The sequence below is a fragment of the Dickeya oryzae genome, from assembly GCF_009372235.1.
In the GTDB taxonomy this organism is placed as follows: Bacteria; Pseudomonadota; Gammaproteobacteria; order Enterobacterales; family Enterobacteriaceae; genus Dickeya; species Dickeya oryzae.
The window spans coordinates 51,015-72,665 of record NZ_SULL01000017.1 but is presented as its reverse complement, the minus strand read 5'-3'; the positions used below and the strand labels follow the sequence as shown (position 1 = coordinate 72,665).

The following is a 21,651-nucleotide window of genomic DNA, read 5'->3' as shown; positions in this document are numbered from 1 at the left end:
CCGCAGAAGTTGAGTTATTGAGGAGGTGATGCTAACACAGTCTCGCCGCCATCGGCGAGACTGCTGTCATCAATGGCCGGGGAAATCGACCAGGCTGTAGCAAGTGATGCCCATGTTTTCAAGGCGCTGCTGTCCACCCAGGTCGAAGAGATTGATAATAAATGCCGCATCGGAAACCTGACCACCAAGACGACGAATCAGTTTGACCGTCGCTTCAATCGTGCCGCCCGTCGCCAGCAGGTCGTCTACCACCAGCACGTTATCGCCAGCGGTAATAGAGTCGGTGTGAATTTCCAGCGTATCGCTGCCGTATTCCAGCTCGTAGCTTTCGCTCAGCGTCGCTCGCGGCAGTTTACCCGGCTTACGCACCGGAACAAACCCGACGCCCAACGCCAGCGCTACCGGAGCACCGAAAAGGAAACCACGCGCTTCGGTACCCACAACCTTGGTAATGCCGGTGTTCTGATAACGTTTAACCAGCATGTCGATGCTCGCCGAATACGCCTGCGGATTTTCCAGCAAGCTGGTCACATCACGAAACAGTATGCCCGGCTTGGGATAATCCGGAATACTCTTGATACTGTTTTTAATTAATTCTGGCTGCTGAGTTGCGGTCATAATGTTGTGCCTGATAAAACCTGATATTCACTGAACACCGCCACGGTGCTTCGCCATGCTGCCTACAGGTGCTGACGATAAAAAATACGGTGGCGGCTCGCGCACGAAAACGCTCAAATCTAGTCAAACTGACGGGCAAATGCAACCGGCCCGCTCGGATCTGCACATTTTTATCGCAGGCTATTGCTTCGGATCAATAACCGGCAAACGCAGCATAAACGTCAACAGCACCGCCAGAATCACCAGCAGCAACCCTCTGACCCAACCGACGTCCACCAACCATAATGACAAGGCGAAGGTCGCGATAACCACGATAACCGCTTTGACTTTCACACCCGGTGGCAGGGCACGGTGCTGCTGCCAGTGACGCAGGTAACTACCAAACCAGGAGCGATACAACAACCAGTAGTGAAACCGTGGTGAGGAGCGGGCGAAGCACCAGGCCGCCAGCAGTAAAAACGGCGTAGTCGGCAGCAACGGCAACACCACGCCCAACGCTGCCAGCACCACCGCCAGCCACCCTACGGTTATCAACACTATCCGATACATATCGTCTCCTTGTCCTCACCGCCTTTCTCGGCCCCCGGCAACCCAGCCCGGTTGACCCGATCGCAATCCACAGGAAACGTTGTATCATACCGCCACGTTAACTCAACCCATCGTCGTACATGTTTGAACATTCCATCCTCGACCCGATTCACGCCTTTCTTCACGCCACTACCCCCGATGAGTGGATTGACGAAGCCCGCAAACCGGAAAACCTGCCCACGCTGTTGCGCGACCACGTGCTGTGTGAGTTGAAGGCCGCCCAGAGCGCGCTGTTTCTGCTCCGGCGTTATGCTGTCGAGCAGGATATCAGGCATCAGTTGCAGGAGTGGATTGCCCCGTATGAGAAGTTTGCCTTCCGGGGAATGGGCGACATGCAGACGCTGAAAGCCAATGCGCTGATTTCACGGCAGATTACCGCACGCGCCAACTGCCACTACAGCCAGGACATGATCGATAAAATGGTGTTGTTGATCCGCGAAGAATTACACCATTTTTATCAGGTGCTGGAAGTCATGGAGCAACACGGTATTTCTTACCAGAATATCCCCGCCAGTCGTTACGCGCGTGGCATGACGCAGCACATGAAAACACATGAGCCGGATGCGCTGGTGGATAAGTTAATTATCGGTGCCTTTATCGAAGCTCGCTCCTGCGAACGCTTCGCCAGACTGGCGCCCCATCTGGAAGAGAGTCTGCGCAAGTTCTATATTTCACTACTGCGCTCCGAGGCCCGGCACTATCAGGATTATCTTGCTTTGGCACAACAGATTGCCGGACAGGATATTAGCGCGCGTATTGCCTTTTTCGCGCAGACAGAAGCACAGTTGATTACCAGCCCGGACGACGACTTCAAATTCCACAGCGGCAAACCGGCTTTCAGCACACACTGAACCGGCCCGTTATTCCCCTGCCGCAACGTACGGATACAGCGGTAAAGCGACGGAGGAGACGACATGGACACACAGGCATTGCTGGCCGTGCTGACACGCCAGATTGATACGCTGGCACAAGCTGTCGAACCGATTGCCGCACGACAAGCTCCCCGGTCACGTTTTGACCGTCAGCTCTTCAGCTGTTACGGTACCAGGCTCGGTGATTATCTCGACGAAATTCGTCTTAATTACCAGCATCTGCAACAGTATGTGCAGGAACAGCGTCAGGACAGGGTCGCGTTCATGGCCGAGAAATTGCTGACGCAAATGACGGCGCTGCAGCGAGAGCTGGCGACGCAGCCATTACGGGAACACGAACCCACAATGCCAGCACCGCAGGACCGTTATCAAAAACTGGCTGAATATCAGGGTTATGAGCGTCGACTACTGGCGATGATTCAGGACAGGGAGAGCCTGCTGGCAACCCAAAGTACGCTCAATGAACAATATACGCTCAATGAACAACAGCGCCTGCAACGCGAACTGGCGGCCCTGGAAGGCCGACTGACTCGTTGCCGCCAGGCGCTCTCAAAACTGGAACGGCAGATTGAACGTCAGGAACAGGGATATTGACCGTAGTTCACTATTTTCTGCTATGTTTTAGAAAAAACAAAACAGGATCGGAGTGAGGTAGAAAAATCATGTCGCTGGAAAACGAAACGCCAGACGTCAAACTGGCGGTTGATCTCATCATGCTGCTGGAAGACAATCACATTGAGCCAGAGGTGGTACTGGCCGCGCTGGAAATCGTCCGCCGGGATTATCAGTTAAAAGTCGACGCTCCCCAGCAAACACCGGCCTGAGACCGGAGCAGGCCTGGTTACCTGCCCCGGCATCCGATATCTCTCCCCGTTGCCACAATCGGCGGCTATCGGGTTTCACTCTCATCCTGTGGTGGCGTCAGCACGCGGGATATTTCCTGTACTTCTTTGCCCTGCGCATTGTGCAGATACACTTCAAGCTGGTTGAAAGCAATGTTGATATTATTTTCGCGGCACAGCCTGTCGATAGTGCGGTTCAATTCATCAACGGTATAGCTGCGATCACGCAGTTCACGCACATATAAACGCAGCTCATGATCCAACGCACTCGCGCCAAACGACAGGAAGAACACCTGCGGTTCCGGATCCGCCATCACGCGTGGATTCTCACGCGCGGCTTGTAGTAGTATTTCTTTAACCTTATCCAGATCAGACCCATAGGCAACGCCAATACGGATCAACACACGCGTAATGGTGTCGGACAATGACCAGTTGATCAGCCGCTCGGTAACAAACGCTTTGTTAGGAATGATCACCTCCTTGCGGTCAAAATCGGTGATCGTGGTGGCTCGGATGCGAATCTTACTGACCGAGCCGGAGAACGAGCCAATAGTAATGGTGTCACCAATACGCACTGGTCGTTCGAACAGAATAATCAGACCCGAGACAAAGTTGGCGAAAATTTCCTGCAAGCCAAACCCTAACCCCACCGATAACGCCGCCACCAGCCATTGCAATTTGTCCCAGGAGACCCCGAGGGAGCTGAGTGATGTGATGGCACCGACCGCCGTAATAAAATAGGTCAATATCGTTGTGATGGCATAAGACGTACCCTGCCGCAACTGCATGCGTGAGAGCACCAGCACTTCGAGTAAACCAGGCAGGTTACGCGTCATCACATAAGCCACACCACCAATCACCAGTGCCACCAGCAAGTTACCCAAGGTGACCGGTTGCAAGACCGTACCGCTGGCATTCGCCGTGCTGTAATGCCATAGCGTAATGCTATCCAGATAAGAGAAAACGGTAACCAGATCAGCCCAAATCCAGTAAAACGCGCCGGAGAATGCCAGAAACAGCACCATGGTCGTCAGACGCAAAGACTGTTGGCTGATTTGCTCCAGCGCCAGCGGCGCTTCTGGTACCGGTTCACTGCCTTCCGCGCCTTCCTTGACCAGGTTCTGGCGTCGTGCCACCGCGCGGCGATAAGCCAGACGACGAGCCGCCACACTTAACCCACGAATCGTCGCGAAATACACAATATTCCAGACGATCAACAAATACAGACTGTCAATCCAGCGGCTGGCCAGCCGCAATGTGGTATAGAAAAACCCATTCAGCATTAATCCGATCAGGAACAGCGGCATAGCGGCCATCATGGTGACGACAATTAATTGCACGGTATGACGTTCTTTCTCACGCCAGCAGTCACGGCATACCGGGAACACCAGAATAGTCAGCAACAACAGGTTGCAGACGATCACGCTCTGCCCAATAACATCATCCACCAGATACAGTGGCGCTTTCTCACCCACCACCGACCAGAACATCAACGGCAGTAGTGCGCCGCCGAGCCGCACCGTCTGACGTCGGTAATGCGCACAGCGAGACGCCGGGATATTAAAATGACGTTCGCTCAGATTCCCCGGTTTCAGGCTGAGGCAAGCCGTGGCAAACACCACCCAAAACAATGCCAGGTGTTCACTTAGCAACCAGGCAAAACTACTGATTTGGTTATCGCTTCGTTTCAGCCATAGCCCCAGCGACAGTATCACCAGCACACCCGGCAAAGTCCGCAAGATCAACAGCAAAATGGCTTTCGGTGTATGCAACTGGCTGTCGCGCTTGAGTTGCCCCACGTCGTCTGCCAGTTTCACCAGATAGGCATCGATACTTTTACGCCGCCACCACAGCAAACCCACTATCACTATTGCCGGGATAATCAGCAGCAGCGAATCCATGAATCCCTGACGCAGTTGCCCATTCTTGAGGGTGAAATGCAGATTTTTGACCTGTTGTTTCAGTGCCGACGGCAAATCCTTCAGCCAGCTCCAGTCCATCGGCTTATTACTGCTCACCCAAAAAATTTGCTGGGTCAGGGTGCGTTGCAGCGAACTATTCACACTCATCAACTGCTGGCGGCTGATTTGTAGGTTAATCGCCAGCATTAATTGATTACCAAGTTGTTTATTGAGCTGATCGAGCAGCTCGCGGCGCATGTCCAGAATCTGCTCCAGCGCATCCGTCACTTCGCCGTCTACCGCCGTGTTACTGTGCGCGACCAGTTGCTGGATATATTCATCCCCCCGAAACAACACATCGCGTTGCTGGTTAATATCAAACTGCTCCAGACGCAGGTCAGCTATCTGAGCGCTGATATCGCTCATTGCATCGGCCGACGGCAGGTTTTGCTGTTGCTGGTAAAGAATACGCGACAGCAACAGGCTGCCTTTTAACACGGTAATCTGCTCTTTCAGGTTACGCTCCGATTGCGTGGCCCTATCCAGCCAGTTTTTAACCTGAATACTCTCCTGAACCAGCGTATTTCCGGCTTCCGTTGCTTTAATCAGACGCTGACTGAGTTGACGGTTCGTTTCCATTTCCGCTTTCACCAGCGGATTTTCCTGAATACGTTGCAGCTCATCGGAATTCTGTGCCTCTTTAGCGGTTTTCTCCGACAGCGTCAGGCGCTTATTGTTAATCACGCCCTGCAACGTCTGCACCATGTGCTCCAGTTGGCCTATCTGTGCGGCGGTATAATCCCGCTGCTTTTGCAGCAGGTCTTGCAACGTGGTATTCACTTCCAAACTTTTACGCTGCTGCTCCATTTGCAGACTGACCAGCACCTGCTCTGCCTGTAGCAAAACCTGTTGACTCGGCCGAAGTGGTTCCTGTGACGGGTCCAGTCCACTGAGTTGGGTGCGTAACTGCTGACTGCGTTGTGAAGCGGCATACAATGCGCTTTGAACCCGCTCAGGTTGGGTTTGCAGCGAGATCAACTGACTGTTGTAAGTAGAGAGGTTTTCCTGCGCTGACTGCAAATCGTCCAGCGTTTCATTCAGGCGTGCTTCCAGTTGCTTTAACGCCAGCGACTCCAACGATTGCTGGGGCACCGGTGCCGCGCTGCCCAGCGACACCAGATCCTCATTCACCTGCTTAAGTTTGGCCGGTGCCTGTGCCGCCTGTTGTTTCAGTTGGTTGGTTTCCTGCCGGACGCGATCGATAGAGTCCAGCACGTCCAGTGTCTGGGTCAGATCCTGTTGGCTCAGTTTGTCTACCGAGGTCAGGCTTTTTTGCTTATTCAGCATATCAAGACGGTTTTGGATCTCAGCCCGACTGGGCAAATCGTTACCCGCAGCTAATGCGGGTTGCAGCAGGAGGATGCCAAATAAGCCGACCCAGATACCCGGCAAACAGCGGCGACCACATCGTGCACTCATAGCACGAATAAAGGAGCAGATATCGGAAAAAGAGCGGAGCAAAATAGGAAATAAACCAGAAATGGCGGCACAGCGCTTCATGATGCATCATCAGTTTTACAGAGATAACGCAGTTTATCACGTCTGCCGAAAGACAAGGTATGTCAGGTGGTGTTTATGAGGTTCTATTCTGTCTCTATTTATACTGATTGCGTTTATCACGCCACTTATATGGCAGTCTTGCCTATCTGGCGCAGTGCAGGACTGCTACGCAGCATATCAATCAGCCCATCCACCAGATAAGGCGCTTCATTTTTCAAATCGAAACTTTCCGGCAGGAACAACCAGTTTTCCATAATGCCCGACAGATAAGCCCGTATGATCACCGCTGTACGCCGGGAATTGAGATCCGCTGGCAACATACCTTGCAAAATGCACTTTATTAGCGAGACTTCTATTTTGTTATAGCAATCGAAGTAGAGATCTTTACGGGCATTGGATGTCGGCAGTAACTCGTCGGCGAACTCACACTTATGAAAGATAATTTCCATCATCGAACGCCACTCGCTATCGGAATCAGTCAGTCTCAAGATATAAATTAGCAACTCTCTGAGCACATGCAGTGGATCGTCGGGAAATTTTGCCTGATACTCAGCTTCGAAGTCAGAAATCTTCGATTCGGACCGCGCCCATATCTCATCAAACAGTTCAGCTTTGTTTTTGAAGTGCCAGTAAATAGCACCACGTGTCACGCCAGCAGCGGTCGCAATATCAGACAATGATGTTGAGGAAACACCATACTCGGAAAACAGACGCATCGCCGCGTCCATAATCTGGAGTTTGGTCTCATGTGCCTGTTGTTTGGTTTTTCGTGCCATAGCGCTGACTTTAAAGAGAAGTGAGATTTACATACATTCACGGATGTATGTAACATAGCACGAACCTGAATTTATCGCAGCAATGGGTTTAATAGCGTGTGATCCATTGGTCAATTAAAAATCGGATACTTGGGGTTTACCTATGAATAAAAACAGAAGGCTTACGCCTCTGGCAACAATGCTGATGCTTTCTGGCGGCCTCGTACTCACAGGATGTGACAATCAGGCCTCTAAAGGGGGTGCTCATCAGGGGGGCGCACCGGAAGTCGGCATCGTTACGATAAAATCACAAACTCTGAATATCACCACGGAACTGCCGGGACGCACCAGCGCCTATCGTATTGCCGAAGTACGCCCTCAGGTAAATGGTATTATTCTCAAGCGTAACTTTGTTGAAGGCAGCGATGTCAAAGCAGGTACATCGTTGTACCAGATTGATCCGGCGACCTACCAGGCCCAGTACAACAACGCCAAGGCTGCTCTGTCTCAGGCTCAGGCGAATGCTGAAATTGCAGAGTTGACGGTTAAGCGCTACAAACCGCTGCTCGGCACCAATTACGTCAGTAAACAGGCTTACGATCAGGCTGTCGCAACGGCGCGCCAGAATGAAGCCGCCGTCGCTGCCGCCAAAGCGACGCTCGACAACGTCCAGATCAACCTGAACTATACGCGCGTAACAGCCCCAATTAGTGGCCGCGTAGGAAAATCCACCGTCACGGAAGGTGCGCTGGTTTCCAATGCCCAGACGACAGCGCTGACAACCATTCAACAGTTGGATCCGATTTATGTGGATGTCACCCAATCCACTAACGATTTCCTGCATCTGAAAAAAGAGCTGGAAAGCGGTGCGTTACAGCAGACCAACGGCAAAGCTAACGTTCATCTGACCCTGGATAACGGAATGCGTTATAGCCAGACTGGTACGCTGGAATTCTCTGACGTCACTGTCGACGAGACGACTGGCTCTATCACGCTACGCGCGGTGTTCCCTAATCCGGATCACAACCTGTTGCCTGGTATGTTCGTTCGCGCACAAATGGATGCTGGCGTGAATCCGAGTGCCATTCTGGTGCCGCAGCAGGGTGTTAGCCGTACACCTCGTGGCGAAGCTACGGTGATGGTAGTCGGCGAAGGCGATAAAGTGGAAGTCCATCCTGTGACTACCGGTCAGGCGTTTGGCGATAAATGGCTCATCACCTCAGGCGTCAAACCGGGTGATCGCATCATCGTGACAGGCCTGCAAAAAATCAGACCGGGTATGCAGGTGAAAGCGCAGGAAGTGACCGCAGGCAATGCGCAGCAGCAACCGCAGTCTCAACCCGCTAAGTCTTAACAGGAGCCGGTAATCCATGGCCAAGTTTTTCATAGATCGCCCGATTTTTGCCTGGGTCATCGCCATCATGGTGATGTTGACCGGGACACTGGCAATCCTGAAGTTGCCTATCGCGCAGTACCCGACCATCGCACCACCGGCGGTTCAGATTACAGCGACCTATCCGGGGGCTGATGCGAAGACTCTGCAGGATACTGTCACGCAGGTGATCGAGCAGAACATGAACGGCATCGACAAATTACTGTATATGTCTTCCAACAGTGATTCGTCTGGTACTGTTCAGATCACACTAACATTTGATGCCGATGCCAACCCAGATATTGCACAGGTTCAGGTGCAGAACAAACTGCAACTGGCCATGCCCTTGCTGCCACAGGAAGTACAGCAGCAAGGCGTGAGCGTGCAGAAATCCAGCAGCAGCTTCCTGATGGTGTTAGGCTTTGTCAGCGATGACAATAGCGTCACCCAGCAGGATATCGCCGACTTTGTCGGTGCCAGCATCAAAGACCCGATTAGCCGTGTGCGCGGTGTGGGTGATACACAGCTGTTCGGTGCACAGTACGCCATGCGTATCTGGCTGGATCCGGACAAGCTGAACAATTACCAGCTCACCACCAATGATGTCGTTACGGCGATTAAGGTACAAAATAACCAGATAGCCGCAGGTCAGTTAGGTGGTACCCCACCTGTGCCTGGCCAAAAGCTGAATGCCTCGATCATTGCACAAACCCGGCTTAATTCACCGGAGCAGTTCGGCGACATTCTGCTTAAAGTCAATAAGGACGGTTCACAGGTTCGTCTGAATAACGTTGCCCGCATCGAACTTGGCGGTGAAAGCTATAGCGTTGTCGCACGCTTCAATGGCCGTCCTGCTTCAGGTTTGGGGATTAAACTCGCCACTGGCGCTAACGCGCTGGATACTGCCTCAGCGGTAAAAGCGGAAATCGCCAAATTGCAGCCGACTTTCCCTGCCGGCCTGAAAGTGGTTTACCCGTATGACACCACTCCGTTCGTAAAAATCTCTATTTATGAAGTGGTGAAAACGCTGGTTGAAGCCATCGTATTGGTGTTCGTGGTGATGTATCTGTTCTTACAGAACTTCCGCGCCACACTGATTCCTACCATTGCCGTACCGGTGGTATTGCTGGGGACGTTCGCCATCCTGTCAGCTTTCGGCTACTCGATTAACACGCTAACCATGTTCGCTATGGTGCTCGCCATCGGTCTGTTGGTGGATGACGCTATCGTCGTGGTCGAGAACGTAGAACGTGTGATGTCGGAAGAGGGGCTATCGCCCAAAGAAGCGACCCGCAAATCCATGGGGCAAATTCAGGGTGCACTGGTAGGTATTGCGCTAGTGCTGTCCGCTGTATTTATCCCAATGGCATTCTCGGGCGGTTCGACTGGTGCTATCTACCGTCAGTTCTCCATCACCATCGTGTCCGCTATGGTGCTGTCAGTACTGGTGGCATTGATTCTGACACCGGCGTTGTGTGCGACTATCCTGAAGCCCGTGCCCAATCACGGTGAGAAAAAAGGTTTCTTCGGTTGGTTTAACCGTCTTTTCGATAAGAGTACCCATCACTACACCAGCAGTGTCGCGAATATTCTGCGCAGCACGGGCCGTTATGTGGTGGTATATCTGCTCGTGGTCGCGAGCCTGGGCTTTGCCTTTACCCGTATCCCCAGCTCCTTCCTGCCGCAGGAAGATCAGGGCGTATTGCTGACGATGGTTCAGTTGCCGGTAGGCGCCACTCAGGAAAGTACCCAGAAGGTGCTCGACCAGGTGAGTGACTACTACCTGCACAACGAAAAAGACAACGTGAAATCGGTCTTTACCGTTAACGGCTTCGGCTTCGCTGGTCGTGGGCAGAACATGGGGATCTCCTTCGCCAGCCTGAAAGACTGGGATGAACGTAAAGGGGCAGCCAACAAAGTCGATGCCATTATCGGTCGTGCTTTTGGCACTTTCTCGCAAATCAAAGAAGCGATTGTTATCCCGTTCAACATACCGGCTATCGTCGAGTTGGGTACCGCCAGCGGTTTTGACTTTGAGCTGATTGATCAAAATAACCTCGGTCACGATAAGCTCATGGCAGCCCGTAACCAGTTGCTGGGTATGATTGCCCAACATCCGGATACGCTGGTGCGAGTTCGTCCTAACGGGATGGAAGACACACCGCAATACCGCCTGGAAATTGATCAGGAAAAAGCACAATCGCTCGGCGTATCGATTGCCACCATCAACGCCACACTGTCCACCGCACTCGGGGGTACATACGTCAACGACTTTATTGACCGTGGCAGGGTGAAAAAAGTGTACGTTCAGGCTGATGCTAAATACCGTATGCTTCCCAGCGATATCCAGAAATGGTATGTCCGTGGTACGTCCAATCAAATGGTACCGTTCTCGGCATTTGCTTCCGCACACTGGGAATACGGTTCACCACGTCTGGAGCGTTATAACGGTCTGCCATCTGTAGAACTGGTGGGCGAAGCGGCGCCAGGTAAGAGTACAGGGGAAGCGATGGCACTGATGGAAGAGCTGGCTTCGCAATTACCGCCAGGTATTGGTTTCGACTGGACAGGTATGTCCTATCAGGAACGACTGGCAGGTAACCAGGCACCGGCACTGATCATCATCTCCGCCATCGTGGTCTTCCTGTGCCTGGCGGCATTGTATGAAAGCTGGTCAATACCTTTCTCGGTTATGCTGGTGGTTCCATTAGGCGTGTTCGGTGCTGTCATGGCAGCGGGCTTGCGTGGAATGGAAAACGACGTCTACTTCAAGGTGGGTCTGTTGACCACTATCGGTTTGTCCGCCAAGAACGCCATCCTGATCGTCGAGTTTGCCAAAGACCTGATGGATAAAGAAGGAAAAGGCCTGGTAGAAGCTACGCTGGAGGCGGTGCGTATGCGTCTTCGCCCCATTCTGATGACATCGCTGGCCTTCATTTTGGGTGTGGTCCCGCTGGTAATCAGTACCGGTGCGGGTTCCGGCGCACAGAACGCGGTCGGTACCGGCGTAATGGGTGGGATGATCACCGCCACCGTATTGGCTATCTACTTCGTACCCGTATTCTTTGTGGTCGTTCGTCGACGCTTCGGCAAGAAGAAAGACGACAACGAGCCTCACCATGAGCACTCACAAGCCAGTCACTAAACCGTGATATCTCTTCTCAAAAGGCCGCTATGCGGCCTTTTTTAATGCGCGATCACAGCGAACATCACCCTACACTGCCCACCTCACCAATCCCTACAAACCATAGCGTTGATCATTGTTCCTGAAAGGCGCAAAAATAATGATATGTTATAACATATCATTTGAGGTCATTATGAAAGCGGGTATCCACCCTAACTACCGTACTGTGCTGTTCCACGACACCAGTGAGAATGTGTTCTATAAAATCGGCTCCACCATCAAAACCGACCGGACTTACGAATACGATGGGGAAACCTACCCATACGTTACTATCGACGTCTCCTCCGCGTCTCACCCGTATTACACCGGCAAACAGAAAGAATACGCCAAAGAAGGCAGCGCAGCGCGCTTTCAACAGCGCTTCGGCCGCTTTCTCAAATCGTAATAGGGGGAATTATCCATGCAGGTATTAAGTTCTCTTCGCAGTGCCAAAACTCGCCACAAAGACTGTATCGTGGTCAAACGGCGCGGGCGCGTCTATGTCATCTGTAAAACAAACCCACGCTTCAACGCAGTACAGGGTAGGAAAAAGAAAAAACGCTAATTATTATTAGCTAAAAACTTATCGGAAGGTGCGCATCGTCGCACCGACCATCACATCAGACCAATTTTCCAATTTCGTTTAAAAACAAAAGGATAAAATAAGAGCGCTTTCACACCTTCAAAATCTTTACAAATAAAGACAAGCCAGAAAGAATAATTAACACAGTGATTCTTGCTAACGCCGAAAAAAATTAAATATACTTGCTGTAGTGGCCGATAAATATATCACGGCACACCGGAAGCTGCCTACACCGATGACAGCCATCGTCATAAAGATGGTTCGACCACATCATAACTGTTAGCTTTTTTGCTATAATGAATTCAGAATGATTGTTGACAGTGACGTTGCATCATTCTCCGGCATTCACCGTGTTACCCCTGTTCGTCTTAAGATTAAGGGACATTGAGGCATACTGAGGGGCATTCTATCTTCTGCACTTCATCACACCACCTGTCTGGCCAAGTGGTAGCCCTAAGTGACATTGAATCGTAGCTTACGGAGGGATAGAAATGGATGAGTACACACCTCAACATTATGATATTGCCCAACTCAGATTCTTGTGTGAAAATCTGCACGACGAAAGTATCGCAACATTAGGTGACAGCCGTCGTGGCTGGGTGAATGATCCGACCTCTGCGGTCAATCTTCAACTAAACGAACTTATCGAACACATTGCGGCATTTGTTGTTACCTACAAAATAAAATATCCGCATGAAGCGGCGCTGTGTGAGCGGGTTGAAAAATACCTGGACGATACTTATATTCTTTTCAGCAACTACGGTATAAATGATTCAGAGTTGCAGAAATGGAAAAAATCCAAGTCGCAATTATTCAGAATGTTCTCAGAAAAGAGCGTCTGTACGGTAGTAAAAACTTAAGCAATAATTTGTTTCATACTTAATTTAAATCCAGGAAAATTAACAAGGTCACTATGAAAAAAATCGACTATTTAATGCGTTTGCGTAAATGTACAACCATCGACACGCTTGAGCGTGTTATAGAAAAAAACAAGTACGAACTTTCTAACGACGAACTTGAAATGTTCTATTCAGCTGCCGACCATCGTCTGGCTGAGCTAACGATGAATAAACTTTACGACAAAGTGCCAACTGCCGTATGGAAATACGTTCGATAAGCACTAAAAACAGCAGCTTAATACATAAATACACTGTGCCGATATGTTATCGGCCTTTGTTTTTTAGCGCCAGAAAACCACCGCTTTTGTAACAAAAAGTGTGCATTTTTACTTAAAACTTTCTTTATTATTCATTATTCGCCTCCACCCTCGAAATTAATTGAACTATCGCCTTATCAGTTTTTATTGTTTTACCATGCAGGTTAAACATTCAATTTTTTTACTATCAATTTTCTTTACTAATAGTTAAACCGGCGTAGAGAAGAGAACGGTGATGATATCGGGGAAGGTATAAAATGGTGGAGGCCCCGCCAGCTACATCCCGGCACACACGTCGCCTGCTGCGGCTGCTTCCTTCCGGACCTGACCGGGTCCACAGGTTAGTGTTGCGGGAGAACCAACGGGGCCTCCATTGACAGCTCCGCAGTTGCGAAGCGGAGGGCATTATCGGTGATGGACTAAGCAATTGCAAGAAAACAGCGCTTAACCGCTGTTTTCTTACGCATCACCAGCTTTTATACTCAATATTATGTGCCCCCTTACCCGTTCTAACACCTTCTGAGCCAGTCCATGACTATTGAATTGGATAATTTCCGCCAGCGTGTCATCCACGTTATCGCCGCGATTCCTTACGGGTGTGTCGCTACTTATGGTGATGTCGCGCATCTTGCCGGTTCAGCCCGCGCAGCCCGCCAGGTTGGCAGCATATTACGCGGGCTGCCCACAGGCAGCCAATTACCCTGGTATCGAGTGATTAACAGAAAAGGTGAGATCTCACTGACTGGACCAGATTTTCAGCGCCAAAAATCTGCTCTTCAGGCTGAAGGCGTTATGCTGAATTCAGAGGGGAAAATAGACCTGGATAGATTTCGCTGGCGGTACCTGCAAGGCATTTAGCAGACAATGCACCGCCAGCGAAAAATAACGGTAATGAGATTAATACAACTGCGGTGACGAGCCTGAAGCGTCATCTGGTGTTGTCGTTTCTGTGTTCGGTGTCAGAAACCCGGCGGGTTTCGCTGGAACAGGCACCGCCTGAACCGGTATCAGGTTCAGATCGGCATTATTCGCACCATTCGTGACCACAGGCATGACATGCTCAGTAATCAGTGTGACCCGGTTATTTATTGCGACAGCAGCGCTAAGCAGGATACGCGCATCCGGCCGAATTTCTGATGGGTTATAGGGTAATACAAATCGGAACGGTGCCTGCTGACCTTCTGTACGGATTACGCGCTGGGAAATCACTTTTGAAGGCGCATCCGGGACCGTTGCATCAGAGACTGTCACCGTCAGTACCGAATCAGGCGGCAACGCGATTTTTTGGCGAATGTTCACTGTGCCGGTAACAGCAGGCATGCCGCTAACAGGTTGAGAAAGCATCTGGGTCTGCCGCATTGCCGGTGCAGTTGTTTCAGGAGCAACACCATGGTTGTTAACACACCCACTGAGCGCGATCGATACCGTAATACCGCTAAAGATATGCCATAATCTCATAGGCTAAGCCTCCTTAATTATTCTATTCAGGATGGCCGTCTGTTGACTGCATCCGTTAAGAAGTATGAACCAACCTGCATGACAATTATGGTGGAAAATTCCGATAGTTATGGCAAAGCCTATCGCTATCCCAAATTCTGCCTATGCGTTTTGATGGAACCTGGTTCTTTAGACGATGAATTGACGTGCGTAATCACATTACTCCAAAGGCAGAACTATGAGTCAGGCATTACAACAACTTCTCGACCTGCTAAATCTGGAAAAACTCGAAGAAGGCCTATTTCGTGGCCAAAGTCAGGATCTGGGATTACGCCAGGTATTTGGCGGTCAGGTAGTCGGCCAGGCGTTGTCCGCTGCCAAACAGACTGTGCCGCCAGAACGTTTCATCCATTCGTTTCACAGCTACTTTTTGCTCCCCGGCGACAGCCAGAAACCGATCATTTACGATGTAGAAACCCTACGAGATGGCAATAGCTTTAGCGCCAGACGCGTCAGCGCGATTCAGAATGGCCGTTCGATTTTTTACATGACGGCGTCTTTTCAGACTCGGGAAAGCGGTTTTGAGCATCAAAGCGACATGCCACTCGTCACACCGCCAGACGAGCTCCCATCAGAGCAGGACATTGCCCGCAGCATGGGGTCGTTGATTCCCCCTGCAATGCGGCAGGTGTTCGCTAGCGACCGGCCTATCGAAATTCGTCCGGTAAAATTCCACAACCCATTAAAAGGCGAAGCCGCCCCCCCGGTCAGGCAAGTGTGGTGTCGAGCCAACGGCACCATGCCAGATGACGAACGGACTCACCAATATCTGCTGGGTTATACCTCTGACTGCCACTTCCTACTCACGGCACTACAACCACATGGTGTCGGGTTCCTGGAGCGGGGTATGCAAGTCGCCACGATTGACCACGCGATGTGGTTCCATCGGCCGTTCCGGCTTGACGACTGGCTGCTTTACTCTGTTGAAAGCCCTTCAGCCTCCGGTGCTCGCGGATTTGTACGCGGCCAGTTCTACACCCGCGAAGGCGTGTTGGTCGCCTCCAGCGTACAGGAAGGTGTCATCCGTCGGCATGGACAGTAATCCAGGCGATGTTGAAACATAGAAATGTTGAACGATAAAAAAACCACCTTTTCCAAGGTGGTTTTTTGTTTGCCTCATAACGGTAACCGATATTTATCCATTACCGATACTGAACATGAGAAATTATTGGTTGTACGCGTTTTCGCCGTGGCTGTTGACGTCCAAACCTTCGCGTTCTTGTTCTTCCGGTACACGCAGACCAACAGCAATATCCGCAACCTTGAAGGAGATGAACGCGGCAACGCCAGACCATACGATAGCAACAATCACGCTAAACAGCTGAACCCATACCTGATGCGCCATTGTCACGCCCTGCGCATAACCGACACCACCCAGTGATGACGCTGTAAACACCCCCGTCAGCAAGCACCCTACGATACCGCAAACGCCGTGCACACCGAACACGTCACAAGGGTCGTCAACACGCAGCCATTTTTTCAGCACGGTCACGCCCCACAGGCCAGCAAAGCCACCGGCAAAACCAATCACCATGGAACCACCGACACCGACCGTACCAGCGGCTGGCGTAATGGCAACCAGACCTGCGATACAACCAGAGCACGCTCCCAACAGCGATGGTTTACCACGAGTAATCCATTCACCTACAACCCAGGCCAGAATCGCTGCGGCAGTCGCCACCACCGTAGTCAGGAACGCCAGGCCGGCAATATTGTTAGCCGCTGCGGCAGAACCGGCGTTAAAGCCGAACCAGCCGATATACAGAATCGCAGTACCCAGGAACACCATCGGCAGATTGTGTGGTTTGAACGCTTCTTTACCGAAACCAACGCGTTTGCCCAACAGCAATGCCCCCACCAGACCAGCAACCGCCGCGTTAATATGCACCACCGTACCACCAGCGAAATCCAGTGCACCATCAGCCGCCAGATAGCCACCACCCCAGACCATGTGGGTCATCGGCAGATAAGACAAGGTGAACCACAGTGTAGAGAAGATAAGTACCGCAGAGAAACGAATACGTTCACCCAGCGCACCAAGCACCAGCCCCACAGTAATGCAGGCAAAGGACGCCTGATAAGCCACATGGATAAACTGGTAAAACGTACCGCTGATTGAGTTGATATCAATGCCATTGAGCATGAAATTAGTCAGGCCGCCGAAAAACGGGCTACCCGTGCTAAATGCCACACTGTAACCATAAATCACCCACAGAATGCACACCAGTGCAAAAGCCACTGTTATCTGGGTCAGCATGGACAGTACGTTTTTGCTACGGATCAAACCACCGTAGAACAGCGCCAGACCAGGAATGGTCATGAACAGTACCAACGCGGTACAAATCATCATGAACGCATTGTCCGCTTTGTCTACTACAGGTGCAGGCGTATCCGCCATAACCCATGTCGGAAGCATGGCTGCCGCACCTAAACCTAACGACAAGGAAAGTTTCTTCATTTTTTCATTCATCCCTATTTAATAAGGCTAAATCAGGTAATTGTTATAATGCGGCTTCGTCAGTTTCGCCGGTACGGATACGGATGACGCGTTGCAGTTCTGCAACAAAGATTTTGCCGTCGCCGATCTTACCGGTGTAAGCAGCTTTGCTGATGACATCGATAACTTCATCCAGTTGGTCGTCAGCGATCGCGATGTCGATCTTCACTTTTGGCAAAAAGTTCACGCTGTATTCCGCGCCGCGATATAACTCGGCATGCCCTTTCTGACGCCCAAACCCTTTCACCTCAGTGACGGTGAGCCCCTGGATGCCTACAGAAGACAGTGCTTCACGAACGTCTTCCAGCTTGAACGGTTTAATGACTACAGTAACCAGTTTCATCCTCATCCCCCTAACTGTGTAAGTTCAGGCTTGTGCCCGTCACTCTCAATATGTCCACGCATCACTTAAAGCAAATCGTGTGCCATAACGACAACACCCGCATAAAAGTGACGAAACGCGACGCTTTAAAGACAGAAAAGAAGAGGAGTGAATAAAGTATGGACAATGATCAGGAAAAACAGGAGCGCGCGATGCACAAAAATAGTGCGTCACGCTTAATTTCAGTGCACCACACTGCACAGTAAGGAAAGCGCTGCTAAATTATGGTGCGAAACGCTGCCCGATACAGGCACTCATGGTGCCTGGGAGATCAGTTCCGCAGAGTCATGTGGCTGTGAAAAGGTCAGTTCTCTGCTCGCCTGCTGCAATTGATACATTTGGTAGTACCGACCGTTTTTCGCCAACAACTGTTCATGTGTTCCCTGCTCCACCGTTTTACCGTGGTGCAGTACCAGAATGTTATCGGCCTCAACGATGGTTGACAGGCGATGTGCTATCACCACCAAGGTAGTGTGGGAACGCACCAGTCGCAGCGCTCGCTGGATAGCCTGCTCCGTACCGGAATCAATATTGGCGGTTGCTTCGTCCAGAATCAGGATCCGGGGGGCTACTACCAGTACCCTGGCCAGCGCCAGCAACTGTTTTTGCCCCACAGACAAATTATTGCCCTGCTCACCAATGCGACTATGAATGCCTTCAGGCATGTCTCGCACCAGCGGTGCCAGTTGCACCGCCTCCAGCGCCTGCCAGACCTTTTCCTCACTGATATCGCGCCCCAGCGTGACATTAGCGAACATGGAGTCAGCCAGCACAACCGGGTCTTGTTGCACCATCGCCACATGTTGACGTAGCACCTGATGCGATAACCCCGATAATGGACGACCATCCAGACGGATTTCACCGCTATCTGGAACGTAATACCCCATCAACAGACTTGCCAGCGTACTTTTACCACTACCGGTATGCCCAACCAGCGCGACAAATCCCCGATCCGGTACATGCAACTCGATGTGGTGTAATACCGGTTTATCTTTATGGTAAGAAAACGTCACCTGCTCGATATCGATACGACCGCTTTCCAATGCGCGGGTATCGTCACCGTACTGCTGTCGGGCACCGTCCATCAGTTCAAAAATGCGCTCCCCGGCAACAACGGCCTGTTGCAGCATCGATTGTTGGGTGGTGAGTTCGATCAGAGGCTCATTCAATCGCCCCAGATAATTAATAAACGCATACAACACCCCGACCCCAACAGAACCGACAGCGCTGAATCCGAATTGCAGCAACAGCCCACACATCACCAACGCCGAAAACAGACTTAATAGCGGGCGTAACAGAAACCCATCCAACCTCAGTGTCTGCATCCGGGTGTGATAATGCGCCCAGCTTGCATCACTCAGTTTTTTGCCGAATCGCATCTGTTGGCGAAACTGTTGAATGACATGCATGCCGCTAATCGACTCGTTAAAGCCGTCGTTGATATCCGCCAGATAACTACGCATCCGGCGAACAATCGGTGTGCTGTAACGCTGATAAATCACCATCACAATCGCAACCGCGGGAAAGATAGCCGTGGCTATCAGCGCCATACGCCAGTCCAGGCTAAACATGGCTATCAGCATTGCCCCAATCAATGCGGCGCTACGCAACACGCTGCCCACCACCATGACATACAAGTCACGCACGACTTCGGTATCGTTGGTCACTCGGGAGATCAGCTGTCCAACCGGCTGGGTATCAAACACCGCCAGCGGCTGACGCAGCGCCGCGTCCATGACATCTGTGCGCAACTGCTGCACAACGCCGACGGCCACCCGATTGAACATCAGCGCCTGAACGTAATGCAACAACGCGGCCATCCCTTGCAGCAACACATATCCGACAGCCAGGCCGGCCGCTATCATCAGCGGAAACTCACCTTTACTGACCAGATGATCGATGAAGTAACTGACCAAAACCGGCCCGGCTACCTCAGCGCCCGCTGCTATCCATAATAGCAATACGCCGGTTCCTACCGTTTTCTTCCACGGTAATCCGTAAGACAGCAACCGTTTTAACGTTGGCCATAATGCACGAGGATTATTCACTTGATTGCTCCTCACGGGGGGAATCATCCAATGCGGCTTCCAGTTGCTGATAACGATACATGTCGCGATACCATCCCGTCTGCTGTGATAGATGTGCGTGATCACCACGCTGCGCCACATGCCCTTGCTGCAACACCAGAATCTCATCGGCATCGACCAGCGCCGACAAGCGATGCGCACTGATAATCAGGGTTCGCTTCTGTCCCCACTGACGCAAGTTACTTAAAATCTGATGCTCTGTACGGCCATCTACCGCTGATAAGGCGTCATCCAGCACCAACACTTCGGCTTCCAGCAATAAGGCTCGGGCAATAGCGATACGTTGTTTTTGACCGCCAGACAGCATCACGCCCCGCTCGCCCACCTCAGTCTGGTAACCCTGCGGCAGGCGAAGAATGTCGTCATGAACATTTGCCAGTCGCGCCGCCTCTTCTATTTGTTGTTGAGACGCCTCAGGACGCCCCAGCGCGATGTTACTGGCGACGGAATCCGAAAACAGGAAAGGTGTCTGCCCAACCACCGCAAAACGCGCTCGCAACGCGTCCAACTGGAGGTGATGCAACGCCTGCCCATGGTAAGTAATCTGCCCCTGCCCGACATCGAAATAGCGCAATAGCAGTGCCAGCAACGTACTCTTGCCAGAACCCGTTGGCCCACAAAGCCCCAGCGTTTTGCCGGGTGTCAATGTAAAACGAACATCGTTAAGCACCATTGCCGAGTGTTCCGGGTAATGGAAGGCCGTAATCTCAGCCACCAGCGTTCCGGGTTCAGTGGGTAAGGGTTGAGTCCCATCTTCAACCACGGACGCTTCGGACAAGAGCTGGCGAATGCGGCTATAAGCGGCACTACCGCGCTCCACAATATTAAACATCCAGGCCAGCGCCAGCATCGGCCAAATCATCAACCCGAGATACATCACAAAGCTGGTCAATGACCCCAGAGTCAAAGAACCTTGTATCACCATCCAACTGCCGCCCCCTACCGCCAGCAAATTAGACAGGGCGACGGCGATATAAATCGTTGGGTCAAAACGCGCGTCTACCCGCGCAACTCGCATATTTTTCTGACCCGCGTCAGCTGCCACCCTGGCAAAGCTGCCAGACTGGTGATCCTCCAGGCCAAATGATTTGATCATGCGGATACTGGTGAGACTTTCCTGTGCATGGTCATTGAGTGAAGAAAACGCGGCCTGCGCGTCTTTGAAACGCAAGTGCAACTGGGTGCCATAACGTTTGATGATAATCGCCATCAATGGCATCGGTGCCAGCGCTATCAGCGTTAACTGCCAACTAAGCTGGGTACTCATGACCACCAGTACCGCACAGCCCATGACCAGTGAATCCACCAGCGTCAATACGCCTTCACCCGCAGCGAATACCACGCGATCCACGTCATTGGTCGCGCGTGCGATCAAGTCTCCGGTACGATGGCGAAGATAAAATGCGGGATGTTGACGACTCAGTTGCCGGTAGAACGCTTCTCGCAGTTCAACAGCCAGTTGATAGGCCGCACCAAACAACCAGATACGCCAGAAATAGCGCAGCAGATAGGTTAATAAGGCAATCAGCAGAATTCCACCAATCCACCACAGCACGGAAGCCGTGGTCATTTGGTGTTGCGTTACGCCATCCACGATAATGCCAACCAGTCTGGGCGGCAGCAATTGCAGGATAGCAATCACAATCAACAGGATGACTGCCCCCAGATAGCGCTTCCATTCACGGCGGAAATACCATCCCAGTTGAACAAAAAGTCTCACGCGGTTTCAATCCATTAGCTACATAGCAAAGTAGAATGCGGTAAACAGGCCATTATAC

20 protein-coding genes and 1 other RNA gene are annotated in these 21,651 nt (G+C 51.5%); 11 read left to right on the top strand and 10 right to left on the bottom strand.

Going from position 1 to position 21,651, the window contains the following annotated elements; translation table 11 throughout:
* Nucleotides 1–69: 69 nt before the first annotated feature.
* Together apt and FAZ14_RS18205 are read right to left on the bottom strand one after the other, a co-directional pair.
* Nucleotides 70–618, bottom strand: coding sequence for an adenine phosphoribosyltransferase (apt, locus tag FAZ14_RS18210; RefSeq protein ID WP_012883784.1), 549 nt, complete (start codon nt 616–618; stop codon nt 70–72).
* Nucleotides 619–798: 180 nt separating this feature from the next.
* Nucleotides 799–1,167: a DUF454 family protein gene (locus FAZ14_RS18205; protein ID WP_016942052.1), complete on the bottom strand. Its 369-nt coding sequence runs from the start codon at nt 1,165–1,167 to the stop codon at nt 799–801.
* A gap of 119 nt (nt 1,168–1,286) precedes the next feature.
* Between FAZ14_RS18205 and miaE the strand changes: the two genes are divergently transcribed.
* The 3 genes from miaE to rsmS all read left to right on the top strand — a co-directional run bounded on the left by miaE (nt 1,287) and on the right by rsmS (nt 2,902).
* Nucleotides 1,287–2,057: a tRNA isopentenyl-2-thiomethyl-A-37 hydroxylase MiaE gene (gene miaE, locus FAZ14_RS18200; RefSeq protein ID WP_016942053.1), complete on the top strand. Its 771-nt coding sequence runs from the start codon at nt 1,287–1,289 to the stop codon at nt 2,055–2,057.
* Between the two features lie 63 nt (nt 2,058–2,120).
* The gene (gene priC, locus FAZ14_RS18195; protein ID WP_016942054.1) at nt 2,121–2,672 is read left to right on the top strand and encodes a primosomal replication protein PriC; all 552 of its coding nucleotides are present in this window, start codon (nt 2,121–2,123) and stop codon (nt 2,670–2,672) included.
* Between the two features lie 68 nt (nt 2,673–2,740).
* Nucleotides 2,741–2,902: a pleiotropic regulatory protein RsmS gene (gene rsmS / locus FAZ14_RS18190; protein ID WP_016942055.1), complete on the top strand. Its 162-nt coding sequence runs from the start codon at nt 2,741–2,743 to the stop codon at nt 2,900–2,902.
* Between the two features lie 65 nt (nt 2,903–2,967).
* On the opposite strand, the gene mscK is transcribed toward rsmS, so the two are convergent.
* Nucleotides 2,968–6,381: a mechanosensitive channel MscK gene (gene mscK / locus FAZ14_RS18185; protein ID WP_016942056.1), complete on the bottom strand. Its 3,414-nt coding sequence runs from the start codon at nt 6,379–6,381 to the stop codon at nt 2,968–2,970.
* A 125-nt stretch (nt 6,382–6,506) separates the two neighbouring features.
* Complete coding sequence (acrR, locus tag FAZ14_RS18180) at nt 6,507–7,157, bottom strand: multidrug efflux transporter transcriptional repressor AcrR (protein WP_016942057.1); 651 nt, start codon at nt 7,155–7,157, stop codon at nt 6,507–6,509.
* Nucleotides 7,158–7,299: 142 nt separating this feature from the next.
* Here acrR and FAZ14_RS18175 point away from each other — a divergent pair, with 142 nt between their 5' ends.
* From FAZ14_RS18175 to FAZ14_RS18150, 6 genes are all read left to right on the top strand, one after another.
* Nucleotides 7,300–8,490, top strand: coding sequence for an efflux RND transporter periplasmic adaptor subunit (locus FAZ14_RS18175; protein WP_153508977.1), 1,191 nt, complete (start codon nt 7,300–7,302; stop codon nt 8,488–8,490).
* Between the two features lie 16 nt (nt 8,491–8,506).
* Nucleotides 8,507–11,653, top strand: coding sequence for an efflux RND transporter permease subunit (locus FAZ14_RS18170; RefSeq protein WP_016942059.1), 3,147 nt, complete (start codon nt 8,507–8,509; stop codon nt 11,651–11,653).
* 172 nt (nt 11,654–11,825) lie between these two features.
* Nucleotides 11,826–12,077: a type B 50S ribosomal protein L31 gene (locus FAZ14_RS18165; protein WP_029456417.1), complete on the top strand. Its 252-nt coding sequence runs from the start codon at nt 11,826–11,828 to the stop codon at nt 12,075–12,077.
* Nucleotides 12,078–12,092: 15 nt separating this feature from the next.
* Entirely contained in the window at nt 12,093–12,236 is a 144-nt protein-coding gene (ykgO, locus tag FAZ14_RS18160) for a type B 50S ribosomal protein L36 (protein WP_012770724.1), read from the top strand.
* 509 nt (nt 12,237–12,745) lie between these two features.
* Nucleotides 12,746–13,114: an Hha toxicity modulator TomB gene (gene tomB, locus FAZ14_RS18155; RefSeq protein ID WP_016942061.1), complete on the top strand. Its 369-nt coding sequence runs from the start codon at nt 12,746–12,748 to the stop codon at nt 13,112–13,114.
* Nucleotides 13,115–13,167: 53 nt separating this feature from the next.
* Nucleotides 13,168–13,371 (top strand): HHA domain-containing protein, encoded by a 204-nt coding sequence (locus FAZ14_RS18150; protein WP_009114000.1) that lies wholly within the window; start codon nt 13,168–13,170, stop codon nt 13,369–13,371.
* 306 nt (nt 13,372–13,677) lie between these two features.
* Here the strand turns inward: FAZ14_RS18150 and ffs are convergent.
* Nucleotides 13,678–13,774, bottom strand: an RNA gene (gene ffs, locus FAZ14_RS18145) — signal recognition particle sRNA small type.
* Nucleotides 13,775–13,941: 167 nt separating this feature from the next.
* Here ffs and FAZ14_RS18140 point away from each other — a divergent pair.
* A complete protein-coding gene (locus tag FAZ14_RS18140) occupies nt 13,942–14,268 on the top strand; it encodes an MGMT family protein (RefSeq protein ID WP_016942062.1) in 327 nt (108 codons plus the stop codon).
* 39 nt (nt 14,269–14,307) lie between these two features.
* Here the strand turns inward: FAZ14_RS18140 and FAZ14_RS18135 are convergent, their stop codons facing one another.
* Nucleotides 14,308–14,868: a YbaY family lipoprotein gene (locus FAZ14_RS18135; protein WP_016942063.1), complete on the bottom strand. Its 561-nt coding sequence runs from the start codon at nt 14,866–14,868 to the stop codon at nt 14,308–14,310.
* 217 nt (nt 14,869–15,085) lie between these two features.
* Here FAZ14_RS18135 and tesB point away from each other — a divergent pair, with 217 nt between their 5' ends.
* Complete coding sequence (gene tesB, locus FAZ14_RS18130; RefSeq protein WP_016942064.1) at nt 15,086–15,949, top strand: acyl-CoA thioesterase II; 864 nt, start codon at nt 15,086–15,088, stop codon at nt 15,947–15,949.
* 123 nt (nt 15,950–16,072) lie between these two features.
* Here the strand turns inward: tesB and amtB are convergent, their stop codons facing one another.
* The 4 genes from amtB to FAZ14_RS18110 form a co-directional block, all read right to left on the bottom strand.
* On the bottom strand, nt 16,073–17,365 hold the full coding sequence (gene amtB, locus FAZ14_RS18125) for an ammonium transporter AmtB (protein ID WP_016942065.1): 1,293 nt from the start codon (nt 17,363–17,365) through the stop codon (nt 16,073–16,075).
* A gap of 43 nt (nt 17,366–17,408) precedes the next feature.
* Complete coding sequence (gene glnK / locus FAZ14_RS18120; RefSeq protein WP_002208627.1) at nt 17,409–17,747, bottom strand: P-II family nitrogen regulator; 339 nt, start codon at nt 17,745–17,747, stop codon at nt 17,409–17,411.
* A 293-nt stretch (nt 17,748–18,040) separates the two neighbouring features.
* Complete coding sequence (locus tag FAZ14_RS18115; protein ID WP_153508976.1) at nt 18,041–19,834, bottom strand: SmdB family multidrug efflux ABC transporter permease/ATP-binding protein; 1,794 nt, start codon at nt 19,832–19,834, stop codon at nt 18,041–18,043.
* Entirely contained in the window at nt 19,827–21,593 is a 1,767-nt protein-coding gene (locus tag FAZ14_RS18110; protein WP_038925147.1) for a SmdA family multidrug ABC transporter permease/ATP-binding protein, read from the bottom strand. Before FAZ14_RS18110 ends, FAZ14_RS18115 begins: the two co-directional genes overlap by 8 nt.
* Between the last annotated feature and the right edge of the window lie 58 nt (nt 21,594–21,651).